Genomic DNA, 10779 nt, shown 5'->3' with positions numbered 1-10779 from the left:
GGCGTCGAGCGTGCGAGCTGCGCGGCTGCCGGCAGTGAGCAGCGGGGGCGGCAGGGAGGGCGCGGTCTCCAGAGGGCAGTTGCCTGACTGGTTGATCGAGGAGGCGTCCAGGAGTTTATGCGGCTCGGCGGCAGAGTGCGGATGCCCGGAGCAAGGCGATGGCTCGTCTGTGACCGGTTCCGGCGCGCCCATGGGGTATCGCGGCTCCAGCGTGGGCCGTGGCTCGCCGGAGACGACCGCGGGGTCTGCGGAGGAGGGGGACGACTCCGCGGCTTGCTCGGGTGCACCCTGTTCTGATGCGCGTTGCTCTGGTGCGCCTTGTTCTGCGCATTGTTCCAGCGCACCTTGTTCTGATGCGCCCTGTTCTGGGCCGCATCGCTCTGGTGCACCTTGCTCTGATGCGCCTGACGCAGACCCCGGCTCAAGCGTGGACCGCGGCTCGGTCGTAAAGGCCGTGGGGTCGGTCTCGAACGGCCTCGACGGATCGAGAGACGATGTTGCTCCTGCGGGCCGGGGCGCACGGGCCGTCCGGTGCGTGCCGGTCAAGCGCTCCGATGCGGCGAGACTGCGGCCATACGGCCCACTTGTCCGAGGGAGGCCCGCGCCTGGCCCCATGTCTCCGATCTCGTCGGCGAGTTGATGAACCACGATGCCGTGGCGGAAGGCGATCTCGCCGACGTCCGCGCAGGTACCGCCGTACACCGAAAGGCGGTTGCCGCTCTCTCGGACGACCTCGACGGAGCGCTGTGAGGTGCGGGCCTGCTTGGCCAGGAGAGCTGCCAGACGGGCCGCATGCGGGCTGCGTACGGCGACACGGGGGCGGAGGCGGGTGCGCGAGAACTCCGCGACCTCCTGGTCGGCCACGAGCCTGCCTTGTTCCAGGGTGACGACGCGATCAGCGATGCGCGCGGCCCCCTTGGGGTCGGTTGTGGTGAGAAGGACCGTGCCGCCCTGGGCCGCGTGGGCGCGCAACATGCCGTGCAGCCAAGTGCTCTCGCGAGTGGACAGTCCGCCGGCCGGATCGTCGAGGACGAGGGTGTGCGGGTCGGCCAAGAGGACGCAGGCGAGGCCCAGGCGGCGGTCCATGCCGCGGGAGAGGGTGCCGAGGCGTTCGTCGCGCAGGCTCACGAGCCCGACCGCCTCCAGGACTTCATCGGCACGCCGGACCGGGACTCCGGCGGCAGCGCACAACATGCGCAGGTGACTGCGGACGGTGCGGGCCGGGTGCCCCGGCACGTCGCCCAGCAACACGCCGACCTCACGCGAGGGGTGAGCGATGCGGTGCAGGGGGCGGCCGCGGAAGTGGGTGATGCCGCGACCCGGTTGAAGTTCGAGCATGAGTCTGAGAACCGTCGTCTTGCCGGCGCCCGGCGCTCCGAGCAGCACGGTGATGCGGCCCGCCCGCGCCTCGAAGGAGACGTCGTCGGCTGCCGGCGGAAGCTCTCTGCGGGGGTTGCTGGTCAATCCGAAGGCCTGGATCATCCGCAGCAAGATAACGCGCTATGTCCGGTTTTTCGGTCACCGCAAGGCTCGCCTCAGGCAAGATCCTCACCACGACCGGGCTGCGGGCGAGTCGAGTTCCGGGCCCGTCGCCGTACGCATCCGGCCCTCCACTCACACCTCGGGGCGCAGCATCGGGGGGTTGAGCAGCGTCGCGCCACCGGCACGGAAGAGCTGGGCCGGGCGTCCGCCCTGGCGGGTGGTCGTCCCACCGGTGGGAACGAGGAATCCGGGTGTGCCCGTGACCTTGCGGTGGAAGTTGCGCGGGTCGAGCGCCACGCCCCACACCGCCTCGTAGACACGGCGCAGTTCCCCGACGGTGAACTCGGGCGGGCAGAAGGCGGTGGCCAGCGACGAGTACTCGATCTTGGAGCGGGCTCGCTCCACTCCGTCCGCGAGGATCTGCGCGTGGTCGAAGGCGAGCGGCGCGACCGGCTCGGTGTCACGCCCGTAGCCGCCCTGCTGCAGCAGTTCCTCGACCGGGGCCCACCGCGCGTTGCTGGCGTCCCCGCCTGCTCTGGGCGGGGGCAGGTCGGGGGCGAGAGCGAGATGCGCGACGCTGACGACCCGCATTCTGGGGTCGCGCTTGGGATCTCCGTAGGTGGCGAGCTGCTCCAGATGCGCGCCGTTGTCCTGCGCCGGGACGGACGGGTCGTGGACGCGCAGTCCCGTCTCCTCGGCCAGCTCGCGTGCCGCGGCCTGCGCCAGGTCTTCATCGGCCCGTACGAAACCGCCGGGGAGCGCCCAGCGCCCCTGGAACGGCGGCTCACCCCTGCGTACCGCCAGCGCACACAGGGCATGGCGGCGCACGGTCAGCACGACCAGGTCCACGGTGACGGCGAAAGGCGGAAACGCTGACGGGTCGTAGGGCATGCGGCGATCATAGTCGTCTGCTTGACGATAAACACTCCCTTCGCCAGTCCGGTCGCTTACTGATCCACTTCGGTCCAGTATGGCCTGCACCCGCTGCCCTCCGGTCCTGAAGTGGCACGTCGTCGCACGTCACACCCCCAGTTGCAGCTCGTCGGCCGCTTCCTCGACCATGGCGAGTCCCAGCCGGCTGACCCGCACGGAGAACGGGGCACCTGCCACGCGCAGCCCCGTGAACCCGATCTCCCCGAGGGGCGCACTGCGCACGGGACGAAGGGTGACCGTCCCGGCCGGGGCGTCGGGGCGGACACCGGCGAGGGTGGTCAGCAGCAGGACTCCGGCAGCCGCCGCTGTGGCCGCGGGGCGGCAGGCTGCCGGGTGAGGGAGCGGAGCGCCCCCTTCCGTACGCTGCTCCCCCGCGTACATCTCGGGCAGGCGATAGGAGAAGGTCTCGGCAGCCACGAGTACGCCGCGCAGCAGCGAACTCGCTTCCTTCTCATAGCCGGCGGCGGCCAGTCCCGCTACGGCCAGTGCCGTCTCCTGGACCCTTACGGCTCCTGCGCGGTGGCCGAACGGGTTGAATCCCGGTTCCTTCGCGCCCAGGCCGCGCAAGCCCCACCCCGAGTCCATGACCGGGCTGCCGAGCAGCCGGGCGAGGTGCTCGGTCCCGGCCTTGTCGAGCAGGCCGGGTGCCGACTCGCCCCCGCCCAGCAGACCCGTGTCGAGGAGGTGCACGGCGGCGGCGCCCAGGTGGGGCACCAGGCTGCCGTCGGGCCGGCGGGCTGCCGCGGGCCGGCCGCCCCCGCGGTCCTCGATCCAGAAGTCCTCTCGGAATGCGGTCCGCAGGGTTTGCGCCCACTGCCGGAGTGCCGCTCCCCCCTCCCGGCCGCAAGCGTCGAGGAGGTCGGCGCCGAGCAGCGCGGCACGGTGGGCGTGGGCTTGCGTCTCGCAGCGGACGGGCCCGCCCTGGTTCGCGTCGTGCAGGTACGGGCCGTCACCCACGGTGGTCCGCAGCCAGGTCAGGCAGCTCTCGGCGGCGGGCAGCAGCTCTTCCGTGTCCTGTTCTGAAAGACCCCAGCGGCGGGCCTCGGCGAGCAGGGCGGGGAAGAGCAGGGTGGCCTCTGTTCCGGTGCACTGCGGCGGAAGGTGCGGCCCGGCGTCCCGTCTGGGGCCTGGAATCATTCCCGACTGTGCTCCGGGGCCGGGGAGTTGTGTCCGGGCGAGGATTCTCAGCGTTCCCGCGGCGAGACCGGTGCCGAGCGGCAGTGCCATCCGGGCGGCGATGAGCGCGTCGGCGGGGGCCAGACCGCAACGCCAGGGCGCCCCGGCCGCGAGGTGGGTGTCGGCGGGGTTCGCGGAATCACGCAGGAGGAGGGCTTGGAGGTCCTCGATGCTCGTCCGCAGAAGCGCGGGGACTCTCAGGTCGTCGCCCTCCGCATGCGCGGCGGCCAGCGGGCTGGTCGCCGCTCGTCCCACGGCTCGGAGGGGCCCTGCACCGTCCGGCCGCACCCGCAGTTCGACGGTTCTGCTGCCACCGGGTGGCAGGTCGAGCTCCCACCGCAGCAGCCCGGTCGAAGCAAGGGCGTCCGCGGGAGGCGGTTCGGCCGTGACGGAAGCGTTGCCGGTGGCGCAGGACCAGCGCAGGCCGGAGCCGTGGACACTGGCGGGGAGTTCGGGCCCGGCACTCCCGGAGGCGATCGCCCCGAGATCGGCGAGGTCCGTGCCCAGGACGATCTCGACCGGCAGCCGCAGTGGGCGGGAAGCCGCACTGTGCAGGGTGATCCGCTCCGTGCCGTCAGCGAAGCGGTTGCGTTCCACGATCACGTCCGGGTCCGGGCCTGCTTGGGGTGACGTGCGGAGTGTGCCCACGAACCTGGCGCGGTCGGCCGAGGCCATCCGGGCCTGTACCGCGAGGGGTTCGCGTCCAGCGACGCGGATCTCGCACCGGGAGAGCGCGCGTCGGCCGGCCCGGTAGAAGCCCTCCAGTCCGCGGCCGGTCAGCTGCCCTTCCTCGGTCGAGATGGCCAGTCCGGGAAGGGCGACACAGATCATCGCGGTGTGGGCGGGGGGCAGCTCGGCGGACCAGCGCAGTCCAGGGATGGTTGCTCCCCGGGGCGGGGGCGCAGACGTGTGCCACCCTGATGAGGGATTCCGTCCCTGAGCAAAGGGCGGTGCGACTGAGCCGTATCCCGACCCCGCACCCGGGCGACGGTGCTGGCCCGCCCATCGGGGAGACGATCGGCCCGGGCGGGGTGACGAGGGCGGGCGCGAGTCGGGTCCGGTGGATGCGGAGGGGTATGACGTGCTGCCGGGGAACCGCGGCCCGTATCCGTCGAGACGTGCCGCCGGCCGCGGAGGGACGGCCTGGTCCCCCGCCCGCGGAACCTCTGCCCCCGGCGGGCCGAGGCCGGGTCCGAGAGGTGGCGGACCACCCTGGGGGCGGCGGTCGTCGGCGGCGGGCGGAGTCGGCTGCTGCATGGGGTGGCTTCCTCTGCGCTCGGTGCGCCTCGATCGGGTTCGGCGCCGGTGCCGGAAAGGTCCGACGGGGCAGGGGCAGTGCGGCGTCATGGCACGTGCGGCCGTACCGCCACTCAGGTGAACGGCGCGACCGTCCTCCGAGTCACGCCCTGGGGCCGGCCCCAGGAACCTCGAAGCCTCCCGGCGAGGGCTCACTCCTCGCCGTCCTTGTCATGGCGGGGCTTTAGACCTTCCTGGCCCGTGTCCCGGTCGGGCATGGCTGCCCTCTGCGACGTGCGCGCACGCAGGCCGCCCGTTCGCACGCGTCCCGATCGAGCTGTACTCGCACTTGCCGCACGGCCTGGACGAGAACCGGTTTCGCGGACACCGGCAGGGTGTGTGCTGCCCGCGGATGGACGCCGGCGGGGAATCCGGGCGCCCGTGTCACGGTCTTCCGCGCGGGTACGGCCGGAGGCGGCTCCGGCGGTGCCGTCAGGAGCGGAGCGACGGCGACGGCGTGACGGCATCGCTGCCGGTGAGGGCTTGTCGTGTGGCTCTTCGCGCGCCGCGGTCGTCTCGCGTCCGTCGGACTCGTCACTGTCCGCCTGTGTTTCCAAAAGATCAGCCAGAGCGGACCCACGGCCTTTTCGCTCGGACCGTAGGCAGCTGCGGATCGACTCCGGGTCGAGACCTTCGTTGCAGGCCTGGTGCAGAAGCCGGGCGAAGAGGTAGTCGGGATCGGCGCCCAGGGCCATGGCGAGGGCTTCGCGGGCCTCCAGTTCGTCGCCGGTGGACCAGGCGACCCAGCCGGCGAGGGTGAGCGGCGCGGCGGCATGCTCTCCGTAGGGCCCGACGCAGCGCCGAGCCAGTGTCCGCCAGAGGCGAAGGGCGCGTCCGGCTTCCTCGCCCTCCATCCACTCGGCCGCGCGGTCACGGGTCGCCCGGTCCTGGAGGCCGAGGATCAATCGGGCGGCCTCGTCGTGCCCGAGCAGTTCGTCGTCGCGGAGATCCGCCAGGAGCATGCCGGTCACGGGCTGTGCCTCGGCGAAGCGGTCCAGGATCCTCCCGGCCAGTTCCAGCGTCTCGTCGGCCACGACGGCACGGCCCGCGTCGTCCAGGATCTTCGGCACCAACGCCATGCTGGCGGTGTCCAGGGCGGCCTCCTGCTCGAGGGCCGCGGCGTTCTCCCAGGGCAGCAGCCTGGCCCGGAGCTCCCGAAGCGTGCCGCGCACCTGAATACCGGCGTAGGTGGCCGCCGCGGCCAGCACGGAGGTGCCGGGCAGGCCCATGGCGGCTCCCTCGGGAGAGCAGCATGTCGCGTTGTCACAGCAGTACGACCAGTACCGGCCATCCGAGATGCACAGCGCCTCGACCACCACCACGTCGAGGGAACCGCACTCGACGCGCAGCCTCTGGGCCAGAGGCCTCAGCCGCTCCATCACCTGCCTGCCGGTCTGGCCCTTCTCCGGTTCCTGGCACAGGAAGGCGACCATCGACTCGGGCCGTGCGCCTCGGCGCTCGCTGCCCGCCACAAGGCCATGGGACAGCTGCCGGGCCGCGGACGGCCAGTCGTCCGCGTTCGCGGGGATACCGAGACGGGCCCGCCCTCCGAACCGCCCGCGTCCGTCGCTGTCGTGCAGAGCGACCAGGACGATGCTGTCCTCGGGGCGGTATCCGAGCAGGTACGGCAGGGCATCGGCCAGTTCGGCCGGAGTGCGCAGGGTGACCTGGTGCTCGCCGCCGTGACTGTCGTAGGCGGGGCTGGATGCGTGCTGCCGGGAGGCGTCGCTCGCCGCCTTCTGCTGTTCACCGTTCTCTTGCCCGCCCTGCGCTTCGGGCCCGGTGATGTCGCCGTTCTCGGGGGATCCGGTCGTTTCGCTGTGGTTCGTCATGCGAAGACGATCTCGCGGAACCCAAACCTCCGCTTGACCCTGTGGATAAGTCCGATCAGGAACACGTCAGTCCCGGGCCGCCGCGTCCACAGGTACCGGTGCGCCGCTCCGGATGTCAGTCCAGTCCTGTTGTATGTAACGCATGGAGCACACGAGCAACGCGGAACTCCGGGCGGCTGCCGACGCGGTCCTCGCCCGTCTCGTCGGGGACGTCCCGGGAGAGGCCCGGCTGCGCGAGGACCAGTGGCGGGCCATCGAGGCGCTGGTCGCCGACAGACGCCGTGCCCTGGTCGTCCAGCGCACGGGCTGGGGAAAATCCGCGGTCTACTTCGTGGCTACCTCGCTGCTGCGGGCCCGGGGCAGTGGCCCGACGGTGATCGTGTCCCCGCTGCTCGCGCTCATGCGGAACCAGGTCGAGGCGGCGGCTCGGGCCGGCATTCGCGCCCGGACCATCAACTCCTCCAACACCGAGGAGTGGGCAGCCGTTCAGGACGAGATCGCCGCCGGCGAGGTGGACGTCCTGCTGGTCAGTCCCGAACGGCTGAACAACCCGGACTTCCGGGACCAGGTGCTGCCCCGCCTCGCGGCCGCCACGGGGCTCCTGGTGGTGGACGAGGCCCACTGCATCTCCGACTGGGGCCACGACTTCCGGCCGGACTACCGCCGGCTGCGCACCATGCTCGCCGATCTCCCACCCGGTGTTCCGGTGCTCGCGACCACCGCCACGGCCAACGCGCGCGTGACGGCCGACGTCGCGGAACAGCTCGGCACCGGCAGCAGCTCGGACGCCCTCGTGCTCCGGGGCCCGCTGGACCGGGACAGCTTGAGCCTGAGCGTCCTCGGACTGTCGGATGCCGCGCACCGCATGGCCTGGCTGGCCGAGCACCTCGACGAGCTGCCGGGGTCCGGAATCATCTACACCCTCACCGTGGCCGCCGCCGAGGAGGTCACCGCCTTCCTCCGACAGCGGGGGCACACGGTCGCGTCGTACACGGGCAAGACGGAAAACGCCGACCGCCAGCAGGCCGAGGAGGATCTGCTCGGCAACAAGGTGAAGGCCCTGATCGCCACGTCAGCGCTCGGGATGGGCTTCGACAAGCCCGACCTGGGCTTCGTGGTCCACCTGGGCTCGCCCTCCTCCCCCATCGCCTACTACCAGCAGGTGGGCCGCGCGGGACGAGGCGTGAAGCACGCCGAGGTGCTCCTGCTCCCGGGCAAGGAGGACGAGGCGATCTGGAAGTACTTCGCGTCGCTCGCCTTTCCCTCGGAAGACCTGGTGCGCCGTACGCTCGACATTCTCGCGCATGCGGAGAAGCCCCTGTCGCTGCCCGCCCTGGAGCCCTTGGTGGAGCTGCGCCGCTCCCGCCTGGAGACCATGCTCAAGGTCCTCGACGTGGACGGGGTGGTCAAGCGCGTCAAGGGCGGCTGGATCTCGACCGGGCAGCCCTGGACGTACGACGCCGAGCGGTACGCGTGGGTGGCACGTCAGCGCGACGCCGAGCAGCAGGCCATGCGCGCGTACGCGTCGACAACCGACTGCCGCATGGAGTTCCTGCAGCGGCAACTGGACGACGAGGCCGCCAAACCGTGCGGTCGCTGCGACAACTGCGCGGGTCCGCGCTTCACCGCCGACATGTCCGCGGAGGCGCTCGACGCCGCGCGTGTGGACCTCGGCCGGGCAGGTGTCGAGGTGGAGCCCCGACGCATGTGGCCCACCGGGCTGCCGGCGATCGGAGTGGAGCTCAAGGGGCGCATCCCGGCCGGCGAACAGGCCGCGACGGGGCGTGCACTGGGCCGGCTGTCGGACATCGGGTGGGGGAACCGGCTGCGGCCCATGCTCGCGCCCCAGGCCCCCGACGGGCCGGTGCCCGACGACGTGGCGAAGGCCGTGGTGGACGTACTGGCCGACTGGGCCAGAGGTCCCGGCGGCTGGGCCCCGGGCGCACCGGAGGCCGGTCCTCGCCCGGCCGGCGTCGTCACCGTCGCCTCGCGCACCCGACCGCAGCTGATCGGCTCCCTCGGGGCGCGCATCGCCGAGATCGGGCGGCTGCCGCTGCTGGGCGCCGTCGAGTACACCGGCGACGCGCACTCCGGCTCCCGGAGCAACAGCGCCCAGCGGCTGAAGGCACTCGACGGGGCTCTGGCCGTGCCTCCTGCCCTCGCCTCCGCCCTCGCTGAGGCCCAGGGCCCGGTCCTTCTCGTGGACGACTACACGGAGACCGGCTGGACCCTCGCGGTCGCGGCGCGCATGCTCCGACGCTCCGGCGCGCAGGGGGTGTTGCCGCTGGTGCTGGCCGTGCAGGGCTGACGGCGAGCCACGGGTCGGGGCGGCTGCCCGGCGCACGCCTCTGGACGCCGAACACCCTCATGACGTACGAACGTGTCGTGCTCGAACGCCCCATGGGTGGTCCGGCGACACATACGGTGGGGATATTAGCCGCGCATCATCTGATAACGGTCTGCTGCCCCAATTGCTCGTTGCCGCATTCAAGTTCGACAGGAAGAATTGAGGTCTGCTCCCGCACGGCTCGCCGGCCGCTCCGGTAGGGCCTCGCTGCGGTGCGCGCTCCCAGGAATCCGACCCCGCCCGCAGTGTGGGCGCGTAGCCGAAGGGAGGACCGTGACCTTCGGATTCGCTCCGGCCTCGGCAGCGGCGTCGAGGTCCGCCGCTTCCGCCAACCGCTTGCTCGAACCCGCGGAATGGGCCGCCGCCGGGATCCCACTCCTGCGCAACCCTCGTGAGATCGTCAGCGGACTGCACGCCCGTCACCACCCGCAGCCCGCGACCGCTGTCGTCGCCGTGCTCGACCCGGACGAGCGGCTGCGGGCGAGTGCCTCGTTCGTGCGCCGTCCGGCCCCGGCCGACGGCTGGATGTTCCGCAACGCGCTCCTCGCGCAGCTGCGCCGGGTCATCCCGCACGACCTGCGCCGCCGCACGCCGGTACGCACCGCGGTGCTGCTCTACTGCCGTGAGGGAGACGCGCGTTGGACGGAGGAGGACGGTGCGTGGATGTGGGGGCTGCGCGACGCGTGCACCCTGCACGGGCTGCGCTGCGGTGCGTACATCACGCTGACCCGTGACGGCTGGCAGGTCCTCGGTGAGGGCCGCGGCGGGCGCCGCCCCCACTCGGCCTCGGCACCGGAGCCGTTCGCCACGTCGGAGGCGCCGCCGCCCATACCGCGCACCGGCGGCGCCTCCGAGGTTCTGCGCCGAGCAGCGGCGGCACGCTGAGTCCCGGGCGGACCGTTCCGCACCGATCCGGGCTGTCGGCCTGTCGACCACGCCTCCCCGCACGACACACGCCGATCGCGGGGCGGTCGGCCGGAACCGGCACCAGAACCCTGGCCGAACCGCACGCACGGCGCTCTGCCACAGCAGCGGAAGCATTCCCCTGACCGTCAGGCCTCAAGCGAGCACGATCTCCCACCCTCCGGGCACGGTGAACCGCCCGCCGTGCGGCGCCGCCGTAGCGGCGCCCGAAGTCACCCCCAGCGCCCTGGCGGAGCGCCATGGCGTCGGCTCAAACGCCCGCGCCCAGCACCGAGTTGATCCGCTGCGGGTCGCCGCACACGATCAGCAGGGCACCGGCCCGGGAGTGGGCCGCAGACAGGGCACTCGCGGCTGCGGCCTCGGGACCGCCGTTGACGGCGACCACGACCACCGGACGCGACGCGGCGCGGGCCGCGATGGTGACGTCTGTGTAGAAGACATCGTCGCCGGCGTCATGCTGGGCCCAGTAGGAGGTCTCGCCGAAGGACAGCTCGTGGGCGGCCCACGGGTGCTGCTCCCCGGTCGTGATCACCAGCACGTCGCCGGGGGCACGACCGGAATCCAGCAACAGGTCCACGGCTTCCTCGGCGGCGTCGAGCGCCCCCTCCACGGAAGCCGGAATCAGCTGGATCTGCGGGGCGACCGGAGCGGCGGCACCGGCGGTGGGGCCCGACGGAGCGGGCTTGGAGGCCACCTCGCGCGGCGTACGTTGCACCGGCGGCGTCGGCCGAAGAGGGCCGGGGCGACCGGGACGCGACGAAGCCGCAGGGCGGGGGCCGGGTACGGGAC

General features: G+C 72.3%; 7 protein-coding genes. 2 read left to right on the top strand and 5 right to left on the bottom strand.

The annotated features are described in order from the left end of the window. From C1J00_RS47120 to C1J00_RS29340, 4 genes are all read right to left on the bottom strand, one after another. Positions 1 to 1482, bottom strand: a 1482-nt coding sequence (locus C1J00_RS47120; protein WP_245936554.1) for an ABC transporter ATP-binding protein, incomplete at its 3' end; no start/stop codon positions are given. 132 nt (positions 1483 to 1614) lie between these two features. Continuing rightward, complete coding sequence (locus C1J00_RS29350; protein ID WP_102912022.1) at positions 1615 to 2373, bottom strand: NUDIX hydrolase; 759 nt, start codon at positions 2371 to 2373, stop codon at positions 1615 to 1617. A gap of 129 nt (positions 2374 to 2502) precedes the next feature. Further along, the gene (locus C1J00_RS29345) at positions 2503 to 4422 is read right to left on the bottom strand and encodes a glycogen debranching N-terminal domain-containing protein (protein ID WP_102912021.1); all 1920 of its coding nucleotides are present in this window, start codon (positions 4420 to 4422) and stop codon (positions 2503 to 2505) included. Positions 4423 to 5039: 617 nt separating this feature from the next. Next, on the bottom strand, positions 5040 to 6719 hold the full coding sequence (locus tag C1J00_RS29340; protein ID WP_102912020.1) for a DUF4192 domain-containing protein: 1680 nt from the start codon (positions 6717 to 6719) through the stop codon (positions 5040 to 5042). A 142-nt stretch (positions 6720 to 6861) separates the two neighbouring features. On the opposite strand from C1J00_RS29340, the gene C1J00_RS29335 reads away from it, so the two are divergent. Together C1J00_RS29335 and C1J00_RS29330 are read left to right on the top strand one after the other, a co-directional pair. Beyond that, positions 6862 to 9027: a RecQ family ATP-dependent DNA helicase gene (locus tag C1J00_RS29335; protein WP_102912019.1), complete on the top strand. Its 2166-nt coding sequence runs from the start codon at positions 6862 to 6864 to the stop codon at positions 9025 to 9027. A 312-nt stretch (positions 9028 to 9339) separates the two neighbouring features. Continuing rightward, positions 9340 to 9951, top strand: coding sequence for a hypothetical protein (locus tag C1J00_RS29330; RefSeq protein WP_102912018.1), 612 nt, complete (start codon positions 9340 to 9342; stop codon positions 9949 to 9951). 289 nt (positions 9952 to 10240) lie between these two features. Here C1J00_RS29330 and C1J00_RS29325 read toward each other — a convergent pair. Further along, a partial coding sequence (locus tag C1J00_RS29325; RefSeq protein WP_245936553.1) for a hypothetical protein occupies positions 10241 to 10779 on the bottom strand: 539 nt, incomplete at its 5' end.

Source organism: Streptomyces cahuitamycinicus (genome assembly GCF_002891435.1).
Taxonomy (GTDB): Bacteria; Actinomycetota; Actinomycetes; order Streptomycetales; family Streptomycetaceae; genus Streptomyces; species Streptomyces cahuitamycinicus.
This window is presented reverse-complemented; position numbering and strand designations above follow the sequence as displayed.

Excerpts from the sequence above, each read along its gene's own strand:
- C1J00_RS29350 (WP_102912022.1), bottom strand. The coding sequence starts at position 2,373 with ATGCCCTACGACCCGTCAGCGTTTCCGCCTTTCGCCGTCACCGTGGAC.
- C1J00_RS29345 (WP_102912021.1), bottom strand. The coding sequence starts at position 4,422 with ATGATCTGTGTCGCCCTTCCCGGACTGGCCATCTCGACCGAGGAAGGG.
- C1J00_RS29340 (WP_102912020.1), bottom strand. The coding sequence starts at position 6,719 with ATGACGAACCACAGCGAAACGACCGGATCCCCCGAGAACGGCGACATC.
- C1J00_RS29335 (WP_102912019.1), top strand. The coding sequence starts at position 6,862 with ATGGAGCACACGAGCAACGCGGAACTCCGGGCGGCTGCCGACGCGGTC.